The organism is Dactylosporangium salmoneum, assembly GCF_039532525.1.
GTDB lineage: Bacteria > Actinomycetota > Actinomycetes > Mycobacteriales > Micromonosporaceae > Dactylosporangium > Dactylosporangium salmoneum.
In genome coordinates this window covers 124,864-142,333 of record NZ_BAAARV010000015.1, presented here as the reverse complement: position 1 = coordinate 142,333, position 17,470 = coordinate 124,864, and the positions used below count along the sequence as shown (strand labels likewise).

13 protein-coding genes are annotated in these 17,470 nt (G+C 73.2%); 8 read left to right on the top strand and 5 right to left on the bottom strand.

Going from position 1 to position 17,470, the window contains the following annotated elements:
• Positions 1-245 precede the first annotated feature (245 nt).
• From ABD352_RS07730 to ABD352_RS07710, 5 genes are read left to right on the top strand one after another with little or no spacing between them, the layout of a single operon-like run.
• Positions 246-587: a hypothetical protein gene (locus ABD352_RS07730; RefSeq protein WP_344611532.1), complete on the top strand. Its 342-nt coding sequence runs from the start codon at positions 246-248 to the stop codon at positions 585-587.
• On the top strand, positions 584-4,975 hold the full coding sequence (locus ABD352_RS07725) for a cation-translocating P-type ATPase (protein ID WP_344611531.1): 4,392 nt from the start codon (positions 584-586) through the stop codon (positions 4,973-4,975). The genes ABD352_RS07730 and ABD352_RS07725 overlap by 4 nt, the downstream gene beginning before the upstream one ends.
• A gap of 50 nt (positions 4,976-5,025) precedes the next feature.
• Positions 5,026-6,405: an MFS transporter gene (locus ABD352_RS07720; RefSeq protein WP_344611530.1), complete on the top strand. Its 1,380-nt coding sequence runs from the start codon at positions 5,026-5,028 to the stop codon at positions 6,403-6,405.
• Entirely contained in the window at positions 6,353-6,682 is a 330-nt protein-coding gene (locus tag ABD352_RS07715; RefSeq protein WP_344611529.1) for a YciI family protein, read from the top strand. Before ABD352_RS07720 ends, ABD352_RS07715 begins: the two co-directional genes overlap by 53 nt.
• Positions 6,679-7,908 carry an RNA polymerase sigma factor gene (locus tag ABD352_RS07710; protein ID WP_344611528.1) on the top strand — a complete coding sequence of 410 codons (1,230 nt, stop codon included), beginning with the start codon at positions 6,679-6,681 and terminating at the stop codon, positions 7,906-7,908. Before ABD352_RS07715 ends, ABD352_RS07710 begins: the two co-directional genes overlap by 4 nt.
• Here ABD352_RS07710 and ABD352_RS07705 read toward each other — a convergent pair.
• The 3 genes from ABD352_RS07705 to ABD352_RS07695 all read right to left on the bottom strand — a co-directional run bounded on the left by ABD352_RS07705 (position 7,885) and on the right by ABD352_RS07695 (position 11,435).
• Positions 7,885-9,090, bottom strand: a complete 1,206-nt coding sequence (locus ABD352_RS07705) for an MFS transporter (protein WP_344611527.1) — start codon at positions 9,088-9,090, stop codon at positions 7,885-7,887. The genes ABD352_RS07710 and ABD352_RS07705 overlap by 24 nt on opposite strands.
• A gap of 133 nt (positions 9,091-9,223) precedes the next feature.
• Entirely contained in the window at positions 9,224-10,537 is a 1,314-nt protein-coding gene (locus tag ABD352_RS07700) for an ApeA N-terminal domain 1-containing protein (RefSeq protein ID WP_344611526.1), read from the bottom strand.
• A gap of 58 nt (positions 10,538-10,595) precedes the next feature.
• Positions 10,596-11,435: an SDR family oxidoreductase gene (locus tag ABD352_RS07695; RefSeq protein WP_344611525.1), complete on the bottom strand. Its 840-nt coding sequence runs from the start codon at positions 11,433-11,435 to the stop codon at positions 10,596-10,598.
• Between the two features lie 92 nt (positions 11,436-11,527).
• Here ABD352_RS07695 and ABD352_RS07690 point away from each other — a divergent pair, with 92 nt between their 5' ends.
• A complete protein-coding gene (locus tag ABD352_RS07690; protein ID WP_344611524.1) occupies positions 11,528-12,229 on the top strand; it encodes a TetR/AcrR family transcriptional regulator in 702 nt (233 codons plus the stop codon).
• Between the two features lie 7 nt (positions 12,230-12,236).
• Here ABD352_RS07690 and ABD352_RS07685 read toward each other — a convergent pair whose 3' ends face one another.
• Entirely contained in the window at positions 12,237-12,596 is a 360-nt protein-coding gene (locus tag ABD352_RS07685; RefSeq protein ID WP_344611548.1) for an SDR family NAD(P)-dependent oxidoreductase, read from the bottom strand.
• A 7-nt stretch (positions 12,597-12,603) separates the two neighbouring features.
• Here ABD352_RS07685 and ABD352_RS07680 point away from each other — a divergent pair, with 7 nt between their 5' ends.
• Both ABD352_RS07680 and ABD352_RS07675 read left to right on the top strand, forming a co-directional pair.
• Entirely contained in the window at positions 12,604-12,852 is a 249-nt protein-coding gene (locus ABD352_RS07680) for a hypothetical protein (protein ID WP_344611523.1), read from the top strand.
• A 171-nt stretch (positions 12,853-13,023) separates the two neighbouring features.
• Positions 13,024-16,371, top strand: a complete 3,348-nt coding sequence (locus tag ABD352_RS07675; RefSeq protein WP_344611522.1) for an NACHT domain-containing protein — start codon at positions 13,024-13,026, stop codon at positions 16,369-16,371.
• Between the two features lie 63 nt (positions 16,372-16,434).
• Here ABD352_RS07675 and ABD352_RS07670 read toward each other — a convergent pair whose 3' ends face one another.
• A complete protein-coding gene (locus ABD352_RS07670) occupies positions 16,435-17,466 on the bottom strand; it encodes a LacI family DNA-binding transcriptional regulator (protein WP_344611521.1) in 1,032 nt (343 codons plus the stop codon).
• Positions 17,467-17,470 lie beyond the last annotated feature (4 nt).

Here is a 17,470-nt window from a genome sequence, read left to right as displayed (position 1 = left end):
AGCCGGCCGATGCGGCACAGGAAGCGACCCGGCGGCCGAGCCGGGCGCGAAAGGCGGCCGGGCCGCAGCCACCGGCGGCGACGGCCGCGCCGGGGGAACCCGGGGCGACGCCCGAGCTGGGCGCTCCGGGTACGACGACTGCGCCGGAGCCCGCCGCGACGGCGGCGGGGGCGAAGGCTCCCGCTCCGCAGCCGCAGCAGCAGGCCGAGCGGCAGCGGGCGCGAACGGCCCGCGCCAGCCGGCGTGTGACCGAGCCGCAGCACGCCGAGCCGGGGCATCCCGGCGCGGAATCCGAGATCGCGCGAGTGACCTGGCACGACGTGCAGATGCCGCACGTCAAGGTGCCGGTCGTCCACATGGGACCGTCCGATGCGCAGGGCGCCGTCCAGCGAGTTCGCTGGACGACCCGTACGGTCATGTCCGCCATTCCTATTCCCCCGCCCGGGCCAACCCGCCTGCTGTACTACGGCGGCGTCGGCGCGCTGGCCGTGTTCGGCGTCCTGGACTGGCCCGTGGCGCTCGCGGCCGCGGCGGGGGTGTGGGTGGCGACCCGCGCACGTCGTACCGTCGCCGTCGCCGGCGGGTGACGACACGTAGCGCGCACCGGCCGTCCCGCGGCCGGCGAAAGGCCTGGGCGCGGGGCGGCTTTGCGCACATCGAGATCCGGGGTGCCCGCCAGGGCCTGGTCACCGCCGAGCACGGCGAGCTGATCGAGAAGGCGGTCGGCGCGCTGCACGGCGTGGACTGGGCCGCATGGAATGCGGCACTGGGCCGGGTGCTCATCAGCTACGACGAGGACGGCCTCGACCTCGATGACCTGATCGACGCCGTCGCGGACGTCGAGTCCGACGTCGTTCCCACCGGGCAGGACGAGCTGGATGCCGAGACCCGGCACCGGCTCACGCTGGCCGCCGATCTGGTCGGTGTGGCCGGGGCGGTCGTCGCGCGGTGGCTTCGGCTGCCCGCGGCGGCGCGCGAGCTGGCCGCCCTCGTCGCTCTGGTCGACCATCTGCCGGGGGTACGCCCCGGCCTGCACCGGCTGATGGGCCGTCATGAGGCCGATCTGCTGATCTCCGCGGTCGCCGCGACGATCAACGCCCTGGGCCAGGCCGAGCTGTCCCTGCTCTCCGACGCCGCCCTGCGCGCGCTGCTGCTGCGGGAGATCTCGGCGCAGCGCGAGACCTGGCGGCGCCGGGCGAGCGAGCTGTCGCCCGACGCGGCCGCCGGCCGGGCCGACCGGCACGGCGGGCGGGAGGGCGAGCTGCCCGACGGCCCGGCCGAGCGCTACGCCCGCCGGGTCAGCATCGTCACGCTGCTCGCCGCCGCGGCGGCGACGCCGCTGCCGGTGGGCGTCCGCCGGGCGGCCCGGGTGCTCATGGCCGGCTCGCCGGTCCCCGCGTACACCGGGCGGGAGGCGTTCGCGGGCGATCTCGGCCGGCTGCTCGCGCGCCGCGACGTGCTCGTGCGCGACCGTGCGGCGCTGCGCCGGCTGGACCGGGTCGACACGGTGGTCATCGACGCGAGCGTCCTGACCGGCGGCCGGCAGGTCATCAGCCACGTGGTGCCCGTGCACGCGACGGCCGAGGCCGCCTGGGAGGCCGCGGCGCGGCTCGTCGGCGATCCCGGCGCCACCTCGCAGGACAACGCCGGAGCCGATGGCTGGGCGCTCACCGACCTGCGCCACCTCGGCACCCGGATCCCCGGCGCCGTGCTCGACGAAGCCCGCGCCCACGACGGGCACCGGGGCAAGCTGTACGCCCTGACCCGCGACGGGGACGTCGCGGCGGTCGTCGTCGTCGAACAGGCCTTGGACCCGCTGACCGCGGCCGTGGTCGCGGCCGGCCGGCGGGCCGGAACCGTCCTGCTCGCCGGGGCCGCGGCCGGGGTCCGCCACCGGGTGCCGGCCGACGGCCACGTGCCCGGTGGTTCGCGCCTGGCCGCGTCCGTCCGCGCGCTGCAGGCCGACGGGCACGTCGTGGTGCTGATCGCCGACCGCAACGACACCGCGCTGTCCGCGGCGGACTGCGGCTTCGGCGTGCTGCGGGCGGACCGCCGGCCGCCGTGGGGCGCGCACCTGATGGGCGGGCCGGGCCTGGAGACCGCCTGGCTGCTGCTGGAGGCGGCGGCGATGGCCCGCGCCGTGAGCCGGCGGAGCACCCATGTGGCGCTGCAGGGCTCGGTGGCCGGGGCGCTGCTGGGGCTCGCGGAGCCGTCCGAGGCCGGTGCCCGCCGTACGTCCACCGCGACGGCCGTCGCGCACGCGGTCAACGTCGCCGGCGGGATGTGGTCGGTGCTGGGGCTGTCCCGCCGGACCCCGCCAGTGCCGGCCGCCGACGTGCCCTGGCACGCCCTGCCCGTCGGCGAGGTCATGCGGGTGCTGGGCACGGCCGCGCGCGGCATCGGCGAGGCGGAGGCCGAGCGGCGCCGGCGGGACCTGATCGCGGACCACGCGGCCGACACGCCGGCTGGGCTGGGGATGCTCGGCACCGTCGTCCGCGAGCTCGACACCCCGCTGACGCTGCCCCTGGCCGCCGGGGCCGGTGTCTCCGCCGTCACCGGGGCGAGGAGCGACGCGGCGCTGGTCGCCGCCGTCATCCTCGGCAACGCGGTGCTCTCCGGCGTCCAGGGCGCGGCGGCCCGTCGCGCGCTGCGCCGGCTGGTCAGCGAGGCGGCGCCGCCGGTCCGGCTGCGCCGCGACGGCGTCGAGCGGGTCGGCCTCGTCGACGATCTGGTGCCGGGCGACGTCGTGATGCTCGAGCCGGGTGACGCGGTCCCGGCGGACGGCCGGTTGATCGAGACCACCGGCCTGGAGATGGACGAGTCCCCGCTGACCGGCGAGTCGGTGCCGGTCGCCAAGAGCCCCGGCGCGACCCGGGCGGCCGCGATCGGCGAGCGCACCAGCATGGTGTACGCCGGCACGACCGTCGCCGCCGGATCGGCCACCTGCGTTGTGGTCGCGATCGGTGCCGAGACGGAGGCGGGCCGCAACGCGCTGACCGCGCAGCAGGAGCCGCCGAAGAGCGGCGTGCAGCAGCGGCTGCGGGAGCTGACGAAGGCGTCGCTGCCCGCGGCCGGCGCGGCCGCGGCGGCCCTGCTCACCACCGGTTTGCTGCGGGGCCGGCTGGCCGAGTCGGTCAGCAACTCGGTCGCGCTGGCGGTCTCGGCGATCCCCGAGGGGCTGCCGTTCATCGCGACCGCCGCGGAGCTCAGCGCCAGCCGCCGGCTCTCCCGGCGCAACATCCTGGTCCGCGATCCCCGTGCGATGGAGGCGCTCGGCCGGGCGGACGTGATCTGTTTCGACAAGACCGGCACGCTGACCGAGGGGCGCATCGCGCTGCGCCTCGTCTCCGACGGCCGGGAGCGCGCGCCGGTCGACCGGCTCACGCCGCAGCAGCGGGGGATCCTCGCCGCCGCGCTGCGGGCGAGCCCGGCCCCGAACGGTCAGGAGACCCTGCCGCACCCGACCGACCAGGCGGTCGTGGCCGGCGCCGAGGCGGCCGGCGTCACCACGGGTGAGGCCGCCGCCGGCTGGCGCGGGGTGCGCGAGCTGCCGTTCGAGCCGGTGCGCGGGTTTCACGCCGTGCTCGGTGCGGCGGACGCGGGCCTGGTGATCAGCGTCAAGGGTGCGCCGGAGACGACACTGCCGCGGTGCTCCGGCTGGCGCGTCGACGGGCAGGTGCGCCCGCTGACCGAGTCCGATCGCCGGGAGATCGAGGCGGAGGTCGACCGCATGGCCCGGCAGGGGCTGCGGGTGCTTGCGATCGCGGAGCGGGCGGCGTCGACCCGGGGCCGACTCGTCGACGAGCGGGTCGACGGCATGCAGTTCCTCGGCCTGCTCGGGCTGGCCGATCCCACGCGGTCCACCGCGGCCGAGGCGATCCACCGGCTGCGCCGCGCCGGCATCAAGGTGCTGATGCTGACCGGCGACCATCCCAGCACGGCGGAGGCGATCGCGGCCGAGCTCGGCCTGCTCGACGGCGGGACCGTCGTGACGGGACCGGAGCTCGACGGTGCCGAGGCGGACGACGCCGCCGTCGACGCGCTGGTGGCCAAGGCGTCGGTCTTCGCCCGGGTGAGCCCCAGCCACAAGGTCGCGGTGGTCCAGGCGCTGCACCGGGCCGGGCGCAGCGTCGCGGTCACGGGCGACGGCGCCAACGACGCGCCGGCCATCCGGCTCGCCGACGTCGGCATCGCGCTCGGCGAGCAGGCCACCGCCGCGGCCCGCCAGGCGGCTGACCTGATCGTGATGGACGGCCGGCTCGAGACGATCGTCGACGGGGTCGTGGAGGGGCGCGCCATGTGGGCGTCGGTCCGCGAGTCGCTGGCGCTGCTGCTCGGCGGCAACCTGGGCGAGATCCTCTTCACCGTCGGCAGCTCCCTCGTCTCGGCCACGCCGGCGCTCAACGCGCGGCAGATCCTGTTCGTGAACCTGATGACGGATCTGCTGCCCGCCATCACCGTCGCCGCCCGCCCGCCGCGGCATGTCGACCCGGAGCGGCTCGTGCGCGAGGGGCCGGACACCTCGCTGGGGCGGGCGCTGACCGGCGACGTGATCCGCCGGGCGGTCGCGACCTCGGCCGCGACGGCGGGCGCCTGGATCACGGCCAAGGCGACCGGGTCGCAGCGGCGGGCCAGCACCGTCGCCCTCGCCTCGCTCGTCGGGGCGCAGCTGGGCCAGACCGCGCTGCTGTCCGGCGGCGACCCGATCGTCCTGGGCGCCGCCGGCGCGTCGGCCGCGGCGCTGGTCGGCGCCGTGCAGACCCCGCCGGTGAGCGGGTTCTTCGGCTGCCGGCCGCTGGGACCGGTCGGCTGGGGAATCGTCCTGGCCGCGACGGCGGCCGGCACGGCGCTCGGGACACTGCGGTTGCCGGTGCCGCTTTTGGACGAGTCTCTTTCGGACGAGTCCCAGGCGGATGGGCGCGACACGGGTGTGGGCGGACTGGCCGCGGCGCTCGGCCGCTGGCTTGGTGCGTGATCCAGGTCACACCCTGTCGATTTCGCGCGTAAGCCGTTCGACATCTTCACGTGAAGGTACGGAAGTGGGCGGGGCTCGCGGTGCTGGCCCTCCCGACGCTGCTGGTCTCGCTCGACATGTTCGTCACGCTCCTGGCGCTGCCGAGCATCGCGCGGGCGCTGCACGCGGACGGCGTCGAGCAGCTGTGGATCATCGACGTGTACGGGTTCATGGTGGCCGGGTTCATGATCACCATGGGCGGGCTGGGGGACCGGATCGGGCGCCGCCGGCTGCTGCTCGCCGCGGCGGCCGTCTTCGGCGCCGGGTCGCTCGCCGCCGCCTGGTCGACCGGGCCGGGGATGCTCATCGCGGCCCGGGCCGTGCTCGGCGTCGCCGGCGCGGCCCTCGCCCCCTCCACGCTCGGGCTGATCACGCACATGTTCCGCGACCCGCGGGAGCGGGCCGCCGCGATCGGGGTGTGGGCCGGCTGCTTCACCGTCGGGGCGGTCATCGGGCCCGTGGCCGGCGGGCTGCTGCTCGCCAGGTTCTGGTGGGGCGCGGTGTTCCTCATCGGGGTTCCGGCGATGGTGCTCCTGCTGGCGCTCGGCCCGTGGCTGCTGCCGGAGTACCGCGACCAGGCCGCCGGCCGGCTCGACTTTCCCAGCGTCGGGCTGTCGCTGGCGGGGGTGCTGCCCGCCGTACAGGCGATCAAGGCTCTTGCGCGGGACGGCTGGGCACTGCCGCCGCTGCTGCTGCTGGCGGCCGGGCTCGGCTGCGGGTGGCTGTTCCTGCGCCGGCAGCGCCGCCTCGCCGAGCCGCTCGTCGACCCGGCGCTCTTCGCCGACCGCACGTTCGCGGCCACGCTCGGCGGCCTGCTGCTCTACGCCCTGCTCTCCGGCGGCACCATGGTGCAGATGGCCCAGCACCTGCAGGTCGCCGACGGCCTGTCGCCGCTGCGGGCCGGGCTCGCCCTCGCGCCCGGCATGCTCGCCTCCGTGCTCGGCTTCCAGGTGGCGCCGCGCCTGGCCCGGCGGGTCCGGCCCGGCCCGCTCATCGCCGGCGGCGTGCTGCTGAGCGCGGCCGGCCTGCTGCTCATCGCCGGCGACCGGCTGGTGCTCGGCTTCGTCGTCAGCTGCCTGGGCACCGGGCCGCTCGTCACCCTCGGCACCGGCCTCGTCGTCGGCTCGGCGCCGCCGGAGCGGGCCGGGGCCGCCGCGGGGCTGAACCAGACCTCCAGCGACCTCGGGTACGCGCTCGGCGTCGCCCTCCTGGGCAGCCTCGCCGCCGTCACCGGCCTGCACACCGTCGCCGCGGTGGGCGCCGCCCTGCTGACCGGCCTCGCCGTCCTGCTCGCCATCGTCCTGCGGCGCCTGCCGCGGTTGGGGAAAGGTACCGAACATGACCCAGTACGCGATCCTGCTCTTCACGCCGGCCCCGGCGGACCCGGCTGACCTGCCGCCCGCGGAGCTGCAGGCACACCTCGCCCACGCCGAGGAGGCCGAGCGGCTCGGCGGCCGGATCGTCGCCGGCTACGGGCTGCAGCCCAGCACCACCGCCACGGCGGTGCGCGGCGACACCGTCACCGACGGGCCGTTCATCGAGGCCAAGGAGGTCGTCGCCGGGTTCTACATCCTCGAGGCCCGCGACCTCGACCACGCCCTGGAGATCGCCCGCCGCAACCCGGCGACCTGGCGGGGCGGCGTCGAGATCCGGCCCCTGTTCGCATGACGGACGTCGAGGACGCGTATCGGGCCCACTGGGCGTACGTCCTCGCGGCCACGGTCCGGGTCACGCGGGACCTGGACCTGGCCGAGGAGTGCGCGCAGGAGGCCTTCGCGCAGGCCCTGGCCGGCTGGCCCCGGGACGGGCCGCCCAGCCAGCCCGCGGCCTGGCTGGTCACCGTGGCCAAGCGGCGCGCCCTCGACACGCTGCGTCGCGAGCAGACGCTGCGGGCCAAGCTGCCGCTGCTGGTCGTGCCGGACGCTCCGGATGACCCGGACGTCTCCGATCTGCCGGACGACCGGCTGCGGCTCGTCTTCACGTGCTGCCATCCGGCGCTGGCCCGGGACGCGCAGGTCGCCCTGACGCTCCGGCTCGTGTGCGGGGTGGCCACCCCGGACGTCGCCAAGGCGTTCCTCGTCTCCGAGGCCACCATGGCGGCCCGGGTGACCCGCGCCAAGAAGAAGATCGCGGCCGCGCGCATCCCGTTCCGGGTCCCGCGCGCGAGCGAACTGCCCGAGCGGCTCGACGCCGTCCTGTCGGTCGTGCACCTGCTGTACGCGAGCGGCCACACGGCGGCGTCCGGCCCCGGGCTGCTGCGCGCCGACCTCACCGGCCGGGCGGTGCACCTGGCCCGGATGCTGCACCGGCTGATGCCCGACGAGCCGGAGGCGGCCGGGCTGCTGGCGCTGGTCCTGCTCCTCGACGCGCGCAAGGAGACGCGCACCGGCCCCGACGGGCGGCTGCTGCGCCTGGACGAGCAGGACCGCACCCGCTGGGACCGCGCGCTCATCGAGGAGGGCCGGGACCTCGTGCTGCGCGCCCTGCGCTACCGCGGCGCCCGCCCGGCCGGGCGGTACCTGCTGCAGGCGGCGATCGCGGCCCTGCACGCCGAGGCCCCGTCGTTCGCGGAGACCGACTGGCGGCAGATCGTCGAGCTCTACGACGGGCTGCGCGCGGCCTGGCCCTCGCCGGTCGTCGACCTCAACCGCGCCGTCGCCCTGTCCATGGCCGACGGGCCCGAGACCGCCCTGCGCGAGGTCGAGCGGCTCGAGGGCGACCCGCGCCTGGCCGGGTACCACTACCTGCCGGCGGTCAAGGCCGACCTGCTCGACCGCCTGGGCCGCGCCGCCGCGGCGGACGAGGCGTTCCGGGCCGCCCTGGCGCTCACCGCGAACGAGGCCGAGCGGGAGTACCTGCGCGGACGGCTGTCACGGCACCGACCGGATGCGTAGCACGAACACGCTGCCGAGCAGCGTCGCCACCGCGGTCGCGACGTAGAGCACCGGGTACCCGCCGAGGTACACGACGATCGGGGCGGCGAGGGCCGGGCCGAGCACCTGCGGGGCCGAGTTGGCGATGTTGATGACGCCGAGGTCCTTGGCCCGGTCCGCGGCCCGCGGCAGCACCTGCGTGATGAGCGCGGCGTCGACCGCCTGGTACACCCCGTACCCGGCGCCGAGCACCGCCGCCGCCACCACGGCCACCGGCCACGTCGGCCAGAACGCGAGCAGCAGCGCCGCGACCGCCATCACGACCCCGGACCAGATCACGAACACCCGCCGCCGGCCGGTGCGATCCGAGCGCCGCCCGGCGAAGACGGTCGTGGCCATGAGCGCCAGGGTGTACACCAGGATGAGCACCAGCACGCCGGTGTCCGGATCGGCCACGCGGACCCGGTCCTGCAGGAAGTACAGCAGGTACAGCGTGCCCAGCGCGTTGCCGAGCTGCACCAGGAACCGCGTGATCCACGCCCACGCGAAGTCGGGGCTGAACTTCGTGAGCTTGAAGGGCGGCCGGTCCTCGGCGCGGATGCGATCGTCGGGCGTGGCGAACACGAACGGCAGCGGCAGCAGCACCACGAGCACGGCCAGCGCGATGTAGCCGGGCGCGGTCCCGGTGACAATGGCCGTGACCAGCACGACGCCGAGGACCACGCCGAGCACCTGCGGGATGCCGACCCAGGCCGACACGGCGCCGCGCTGGTCGACCGGCACCCGGTCCGGCACGGCCGCGGTCAGCGTGGCCAGCATGGTGTTGAGGCAGGCCTGCGCGAGCACCCAGCCGATCGCGACGCCCAGGATCGTGTGCCGGCCGGCCAGCGCCACGAGGGAGGCCCCGGCCAGGATCGCGCCGCCGAAGGTCCAGACGTGCCGCCGGCCGAAGCGGCCCGCCGTGCGGTCGGACAGCGCCCCGGCGAGCGGGTTGACGATCACGGCCGCGGCGGCGCCGAGCGCGGTGACGACGCCGAGCAGGCTCTCCTTGTCCGCCGGGCTGATCTCCTGGATCTGGTTGGGCAGCAGCACCTGGATCGGCGTGAAGAACCCCATCCACACGGCGAGCTGCGCCAGCACGAGCAGCGCGACCCAGCCCGCCCCGACCCGCTGCACGGGTTCGGCAAACGCCCGCTCCGACATCGCCGCCACGTCCCTTACGCGCTTACGTGAAAGTTGTTCGCGACCTTAGCGGGCCGCCGGGCGGACCTCAATGCCGGCGCTCGATCGCTAGTTCAGGTGAGGTGGGCGCTGGCCCCGTCGGCCGTCCGCTGGTTCAGGTGAGGTGGGCCTTGGCCTCGCCGGCCGTCCGCTGGAACTCGGGGTGGTCCTCGACGAGCTTCCGCTGCCGCTCGCCGGGCACGCCGAGCTGCTGGAGCAGGTTCAGCACCACCACGGCGCTCGTCACGCTCACGACGGCGATCAGCTCGTCCAGGGACTGCTGGGGCGTCTGGCCGGTGTGGGTCAGGTCGTTGCGGGCCCGGGTGGTCGTCCTGGCCCACAGTTCGGCGTCCGGCACCAGGCGCTGTATCGCGGCGGCGTCCGGCAGGTCCGCCAGGGCCAGGAGGCGTTCCTGCAGCGTCACGTCGTTGCGGATCTTCTCCTTCAGCCACGCGCGATGCTCCTGCGGCGCGTGCTCCAGCAGCATGTCCCGCAATTCGTTGAACTCATGCTTGGGCATGTGCTTCTCGTCGAGGTCGAGCGCCCGGTGCATGACCTCGGCCGCGCCGACCGCGGTCAGCAGCCTGGTCTCGACGTAGTGCGCCGGGGCGTAGCGCAGGCCGAGCACCATGTTGGCGGCGGCGGTGAACCGCTGCCGGACCTGCCACCACTTGACCACGATCTCCTCGAACGGGATGTCGCGGCACGTGAACAGGGCTGAGCGCAGGTCGGCCGCCCCGGCGCCGCCCCTGACGGTGCGCTGGAAATAGGCGGCGGCCTCGGGCTGCTCCGGGGTCGTTCGGAGCCGTACGGACAGCAGCGCGCACGCCCTGTGCGTGGCCAGGGACACGAGGTCCTGGACCGCCTTGGCGTGCTCGAGCGCGGTGCCGAGCGGGAAGGGACCGCCGGGCCGGAACCGCACGGCGACGGCGTCCGGGTGGTCGCGCGACAGCGTGACCGACGTGCCGTCCACGACCACGGACGGCTCGTCGTCGGGGCGGGCCGACGCGTCCGCCCACAGCGCCAGGTGCTCCACCGACACGAGGCTCTCGGTGAAGACCTCCTGCCCGTCGTCGTGCAGGTGCACGCCCACGAACGCGGCCGGCGAGCGGATCGTCTGCTCGTGTGGTTCGCCGAAGCCGATCCCGCGCCACTCCGTGTTGGTCGCGTGGCAGTCGAGCAGTGTGATCGCGGTGCCCTCCGCGAGGCCCAGGACCGCAGGCCACGACTTCGACTCGTTCATCACGCCGACCCAGCCGTTGCCGAGCGGGACCCGCACGCGATCGTCGAACCCGCCGGTCAGGGACAGCCGCAGGCCGTCGTCCGGGTCGTAGCGCAGCGTGCCTTCCAGCGTGCGATCCGGCTCCTCCGGCAGCCACCAGTGGCCCGCCCATTCGTGTGCCAGATCGAGCCGTGCCTCAGTGCCCACGCCTGCCGCCCTGTGTGCCGCAACGAACTTCTCCTCAAGTGCCTACCACGCTCGGCTTTCAGAGGAGTTTTGCGAGGAGGTCCCGCAGCGGCGTGGCCGGGCGGCCGAGGATCTGGGCCAGGTCGGGGGTCACGGTGGCGAACTCGCCCCGCCGCGAGGCCCTGAACATGCCGAGCATCATGGCCGTGCGCTCGGCCGGCAGGTTGAGGGCGGCGCCGTACTCCTCGTCGTCCACCACCACCCGCCGGATGCTGCGCCCGGTCATCTCGCTCAGCTCCCGCGCCACGTCGGCGAAGTCCAGGGCGGCCGGCCCGGTCAGCGGCGGCGTCGGGCCGTCGAAGCGGCCCTCGTCGGCGAGGATGATCGCGGTCGCCTCGGCCAGGTCGTCGTGCGACGTCCACGAGACCGGGCCGTCCTGCGGGGCGAGCAGCTCCCCGGTCTCGAGGGCCCGGCCGAGCAGCCACGGGACCGTGGTGGCATAGAAGCCGTTGCGCAAGGAGGTGTACGACGGCGCGGTCTTCGACAGGATGCGCTCGGTGGCCGCGTGGTCCGGCATCGGGGCGAACACCGAGTCGTCGGCCGCGCCCTGGTGGCTGGTGTAGAGCACCCGCCGGGCCCCGGCCTTCGTGGCCGCCTCGATCGCGGTCCTGTGCAGCGCGAGAGCCTCCTCCCCGGTGACCGCCGCGGAGACGACGAGCACCTGCGAGGCGCCCTCGAACGCCTCCGCGAGGGACCCGGGGTCGGCGAAGTCGCCGCGCCGCACCCGCGCGCCGCCGAGGTCGCCGGCCTTCCCGGGGTCCCGCACGCTGACGCCGACCCGCTCGGCCGGGACTCGCCGCAGGAGCTGCTCGACGACCCGCGACCCGAGCTGCCCGGTCGCACCGGTGATGATGATCATGACTTCCCCCAGCTGATCTGTTGTCGCTGATTCGCTTTCGACCGTATCACCGTCAACGACAGGGATGTCAAGGTTCTGTTATCGTTGACAACATGGCGGAGGCTAGGGCGGCCCGGGACGTGACCAGGGCGCACGTGGTGGAGGTGGCGGCGCGCCTGCTGCGCGAGGAGGGTCCGGCCGCGGTCACCACGCGGGCGGTCGCCCAGGCCGCGGGCCTGCAGACCCCGGTCATCTACCGGCTCTTCGAGGACAAGGACGCCCTACTGGACGCCGTGGCCGCCCACGTGTTCAGCGCATACGTGACGGGCAAGGCGCGGGCCGACGACAGCGGCGACCCGGTCGAGGACCTGCGGGCCGCCTGGGACCTCCACATCGACTTCGGCCTGGCCAACGGTCCGCTGTTCGCGCTGATCGCCGACCCGGCCCGCGCCTCCCGGCTCCCGGCGACGGCGGCCGGCGCGGAGGTGCTGCGCTCCCGGGTCCACCGCGTCGCCGCGGCCGGCCGGCTGCGCGTGCCGGTGCCGCGCGCCGTCGACCTGATCCGCGCCGCGGGCACGGGCGCGGTCCTGATCCTGGTGTCGATGCCCCCGGCCGACCGCGACCGCACCTTGGCCGACACCATGTTCGACGCGGTCCTGCGGGAGATCCTGACCGACGCCGCCCCGCTCCCGGCCGATGACACCACCGCCGCCGTGATCGCCTTCCAGACCGTCGTGCCCCGCCTCGAGACCCTGTCCGAGGCCGAGCGCCGCCTGATGTCGGAGTGGCTGTCCCGGGCCGGCGCGGCGCGATGAGGCGGCGTCAGGTCGCGGCGGTGTCCCAGTCGATCAGCGAGTGCAGCACGTTCGGGCCCGCGGTGGTCATCATGAGCTCCGGGACGTAGCACCTCGCGGACGTGCGGATCAGGAAGCGGACCGCCTCGGCGAGGTCGGAGGCCGGCAGCATCGCGCCGCGCACGGCCGGGTCGGCCCACGCGGTGCCCGGGGTGTCCACGAAACCGGGCAGCAGGGCGGTGACGTGCACGCCGTGGCGGCTCAGCTCGGCGTGGGCGGCGTTGCTCAGCGACACCAGGGCCGACTTCGTGGCCGCGTACACCGAGCCGTTCGGCGGGCTGATCCGCGCGGCCAGCGAGCTCACCTTGACGACGTAGCTCGACTCGATCCGGGAGATGCGCGAGATCGTCGACGGCGGCGCGAACCCGCCGGAGACGCTGCGGCGGCTGGCCTACCGGCTGGTGACGGAGCGCGCCCACGACCGCGCCCGGTTCCGGCCCGTCGAGCCCATCGCGGCCCAGATGTCCGAGGCGGCGGTGGCCATGCTGGCGGCCGCGCCCGGCGGCGCCGAGCCGGCGAGCGACGCCCCGGCGGTCATCCACGCCATCCGGGACCAGCTGGACCGGCTCGAGCGCCTGGTCTGAACGTTTGCGCGCTGCGGCCGCGCGTTGTCGGTCGGTGATCGGCGGGACTCGATCTGGAACTTGTGGGCGGTCCTGCCTACCTGCTAGAGGTGTCCTTGGCTGCCCGGCCGAATACCGTCCGGGCAAATCCTTTCCGCGCCATCTCCCTACGGTCCTTGGAAGGTCGGCAACGTGAGCCGGAAGCAGACGCTGACGTTCGAAGGCGCCCTTCGGATCATGGGCGCGATGGAGCCAGACATCTTCTCGCGCTTGGGGCGAGCGCTCGGTGGAGCGATTCTTGCCTCCGGTGTGGCGGCCGGCATCGCCACCGTCGGCCCCGCCGCCGTCGCGCCGTTGGCCGCTCTGGCTCCGATCTGGGGTTGGATCGACCGGAAGAACGAAGCGATGCCGCTGCTCCGCGAGCTGATGGACGCGTTGCGGACCAGGATTGCCACGGTGCCGACGCGCCGCCGGCGCGAGCTCGTGACGGCCGCCCACACCACCTTGGTCGTTTCGGCCTTCTTCGACGCTCTGGCGGAGTTGCTCGGCGCGGAACTGGTCGAGCAACTGGACCTGCGTGAGGACGAGAGGCTCGCGCTGGCCCTGGGCGGGTGGGGCGACGCCCATGCCGGTCTCGTCCGGCACCTGTACGAGGCCAGGATTCCTGCGCCATCCGCTGTCACCGGGTTCGAAGGCAATATCGCCAACGTCGAAGCATGGATCGAGCAACTCGCTGCCAGAACCGAGGTGTTCCTCCAGGGATTGTCGGCCTGGCGGCAAGGTGCTTCGCTGCCCGACACCGTCGTTGCGCTCGCGGTGGCGCGCTACCGCGAGCAGTACGTCGCCCTGGCCGCCTCCGTGCCGGAGTTCTCCGTATGGACAGTGCTCGACGAACAGGCGGCCACCAGGCACGAGGTGCACGAGGTCGGCGAACAGCTCGAGCGGATCCTGAGCCTGCAACGCGACGACCTTCGGCGTATCGAGGCAATCCTGTCGCTCGCCTCCGGCCGGGGCGAGCCGCAGTCGGAGCCGCAGGGCGCCGTGATGCGGTCGAACCACGCCAGGCTGGAGCGGGAGATCGTCAGGCGGGAGGAGACCGATCCCCTGAGTGCCGTCTGCTGGCCGACCGTCGGCGCCGCGTTCGTCGCCCCGTCATATCGGGCGACATGCGTGACGGCTGCGTCCCGCGTGGCCGATGAAACCTGGTGGCGCTCGCGGCCCAGGAGGGACGATCTGGACCTGTGGTTTTCGTCCTACGCCCTCTCCGACGACTCGACGCGAGTTCCGCTGATGTTGCTGGGGCACCCTGGCGCGGGCAAGTCGATGTTGATGAAGGTGCTGGCGGCCCGGCTGCCGGCGGCGGACTACACCGTCGTGCTGGTGCCGTTGCGGACGGTCAGCGCGAACGCGCCGATCCTCGAACAGATCCAGCAGGCCCTCGATCAGTCGACGAACAGGCGGGTGGAGTGGTCACAGCTCGCCGACAGCAGCCTCGGGACCACCAGGGTTGTCATCCTGGATGGTCTCGATGAGCTGCTCCAGGCGTCGAACACCGATCGCAGCGGCTTCATGCAGGAGGTGATGGCGTTCCAGCGGATCGAGGCCGAGCAGGACCGCCCGGTCATGGTGATCGTGACGTCCAGGACTGTGGTGGCCGATCGTGTCGACATCCCGAGCGGCTCGCTGGTGCTGAAGCTCGATGATTTCGACGACGAGCAGATCGGTCGCTGGCTCGGCATCTGGAACGAAACCAACGCCGCGCCCATCGCGTCCGGCGCCGTCCGGCCGCTCTCGACCGACGTGGCGCTGACGCAACCGGAACTGGCCTGCCAGCCGCTGCTGCTGCTGATCCTTGCCATCTATTCCGCGGACCCGGACGCGGCTCCCCTTGACGCCGGCGTTTCCAGCACGGAGCTGTATCAACGAATTTTCGACAGCTTCGCCCGCCGTGAAGTGCTCAAGAGCGGGAACGTTCCGGTCTCCGAGGTGGACGGGCTGATCGAGGAGAAGATCGAGAGACTGTGCGTGGCGGCACTCGCGATGTTCAACCGCGGGTCGCAGAGCGTGGCCGAGGACGAGCTCAGTGCAGATCTCTCCGCCCTGTATGACGGCACGGACCCGCGGGTCGAGGAGCCGGGCAGGCGACTGCTGGGCGAGTTCTTCTTCGTGTACACCGCCGAAGCCACCGTGATCGGCGCCGGCGAGGGTCCGGGCGAGCCCGGTCGCGGGTCGCGGAGCCGGAAGCGGTCGCGGCGATCCTACGAGTTCCTGCATGCGACGTTCGGCGAGTACCTCGTGGCGCAGCGCGTGCTGGAGGAGCTTCGCGACGTCGCCGACCAGGCCTTCTCGGGAAGGCGACCCCGGGATCCCGAGGGCCACCTGTTGTATGCACTGCTCTCGCATCATCCATTGGCCGTCCGGCGCTCGACGCTGTCCTTCCTGGCCGGGCTCTTCTCCGATCTGGACGAAACTGAGCGCTCGGACGTTGTCCGCGCTCTCGATTTCCTCATACAGAACTACCGGAGGCACCCGGGTGCGGGGAAGTATCAGACGTACCAACCGACGCGTATCGACCATCTCCGTCAACTTGCGGTCTATTCGGCGAATCTCATCGCGGTTCGCGTGGCCTTGATCGAGTTGAACGGTTCGTTGCACCTTCGTGAGCTTTCCCGTGATCCGGCGGAATTCGACGCCGAGTGGGAGGCGCTCCTGGCGCTGTGGAAAGCCGGACTCGATGCCGATGGATGGCATACGATGATCAGCTTGTTGCACCGAGATGGTGACGCTTTGGTGTCCCTGAACGCCGACAAAGGATCTATGGTTCGCGGGCGGGCGAGGAAGGCGATCGAGGCGACGACAATCACGGCGGACTACTTGCACGCCCGGCTGGCCGGTGATGCTGATGGGCAGGCCAGGCTGAAGCTGGGCATTGTGCTGAACGACGAGATGTTGATAGATGACGGGCGTGACAATGTCAGCACCCTCCTTGCGGCCCTTTACTCGATTATTTTAGGAACTTACAACGGTCTTCCGGGGATCGACAACTTCGGGGCCGGAATTGACGAGCCTACCGGCCGGAAGATCGGTGGCACTATCGAGCGTCTGGTTGCTGACCGGCAGCCCAACACGGACCTTCTGTCGGTGCTGTTCCGCATCGTCGTCGATCTGGGATTAATCGACGAACTCGACTCGACGATTGTGTTTCTCAATGCGTGTCGTTTCCCGGAGGTCATTGAGCGTGTTCCGCGGCTCGAAGACCCGAGCTTCTACAAGGATCCTGCTCTGGCGCTACTCATTGCAAGGTGTGTGCCGCCTGCCGATGGTGTCGTCAAACGTCAGGGCGGTGCCGGCTGGAGGTCCCTGCTCATATCACTTCGGCGTGCTGACCCCCGGAGTGCAGCGCTGGTGGACGACCTACCGAATGACGTGACGCAACTGATCGGCCGCCTGGTCTTCGCCATCAGGGATGACCGGCACAGTGTCGACGGCGCGCGGATTGCGACAGGCAAGAACCTTCGGGCCCCAAGGCGTTTCAAGTAAGGCGGATGTTTGCCCTGCATCTGGTGGCAGGAATTGCCGGATCGCGGATGTCAAGAATTCCGGTCATCCGGCCGGCGGGGGTGCGGTGGAGGCGCGGGGGACCAGGGTCGGGGGTTCGGCGGCGTGGGACCGGGCGGCGTTGCGGCGCATGACGTCGAACAGGGTGCGGGTCACGTCGGCGCCGAAGGAGTGGATGTCGTGGCGCATGGCGGAGAGGGTCGGGCGGGTCAGCTGGCACAGCTGGGAGTCGTCCCAGGCCAGTAGGGACAGGTCGGCCGGGACCGACAGGCCGAACTCGGCCGCGACGCCCAGCGCGGTCACGGCCATCAGGTCGTTGTCGAAGATGATGGCGGTCGGGCGGTCGACCGCGGAGAGCAGCTGGCGGCAGGCCCTTGCGCCCTGGTCGGCGGAGAAGTCGGCGACCACCGTGCGGGAGCGCACGCCCAGCTGCGCGGTGATGTCGGCGAAGGCGGCCGTGCGGATGGCGCTGTGGCCCAGGTCGGCGGGGCCGCTCACGCGCGCGATGCGGCGGTGGCCCAGGGCGGCCAGGTAGCGCACGGCCTCGTCGACCGCGGCGGCGTCGTCGGTCCACACCGCGGTGAACGGGCCGGCCAGCGACGGGTGGCCGACCACCACGGCGGGCAGGCCGATGGCGGACAGCGCCGGGATCCGCGGGTCGTCGAGGCGCAGGTCGACCAGGATGCTGCCGTTGACGCGGTTGCCCTGCCACCACTCGCGGTGCACCGCGACCTCGTGGTCGGGCTCGACCAGGCGCAGCAGCAGGGAGCAGGACTCCTGGCTCAGCACGCTCTCGATGCCGGAGATGAACTCCATGTAGAACGGCTCCAGGCCCAGCATCCGGGCGGGGCGGGCGATGGCCAGACCCACCGTGTGCAGGGCCTGGCTCGACAGGGACCTCGCGGCCTGGTTGGGGCTCCAGCCCAGGTCCGCGGCGGCCTGCAGGATCTTCGAGCGGGTGGCGGGGGAGACGCCGGGCCGGTCGTGCACGGCGATGGTGACCGCCGCGGTCGAGACGCCGGCCCGCTTGGCGACGTCCTTGATCGTGGCCTTTCGTGCGTTGCCTGCGGCCGCCATCCCC

What these genes read in the sequence shown, in the direction of transcription:
- ABD352_RS07695 (WP_344611525.1), bottom strand. Translation starts at nt 11,435, where the DNA reads ATGATCATCATCACCGGTGCGACCGGGCAGCTCGGGTCGCGGGTCGTC.
- ABD352_RS07710 (WP_344611528.1), top strand. Translation starts at nt 6,679, where the DNA reads ATGACGGACGTCGAGGACGCGTATCGGGCCCACTGGGCGTACGTCCTC.
- ABD352_RS07705 (WP_344611527.1), bottom strand. Translation starts at nt 9,090, where the DNA reads ATGTCGGAGCGGGCGTTTGCCGAACCCGTGCAGCGGGTCGGGGCGGGC.
- ABD352_RS07715 (WP_344611529.1), top strand. Translation starts at nt 6,353, where the DNA reads ATGACCCAGTACGCGATCCTGCTCTTCACGCCGGCCCCGGCGGACCCG.
- ABD352_RS07690 (WP_344611524.1), top strand. Translation starts at nt 11,528, where the DNA reads ATGGCGGAGGCTAGGGCGGCCCGGGACGTGACCAGGGCGCACGTGGTG.
- ABD352_RS07680 (WP_344611523.1), top strand. Translation starts at nt 12,604, where the DNA reads ATGCGCGAGATCGTCGACGGCGGCGCGAACCCGCCGGAGACGCTGCGG.
- ABD352_RS07670 (WP_344611521.1), bottom strand. Translation starts at nt 17,466, where the DNA reads ATGGCGGCCGCAGGCAACGCACGAAAGGCCACGATCAAGGACGTCGCC.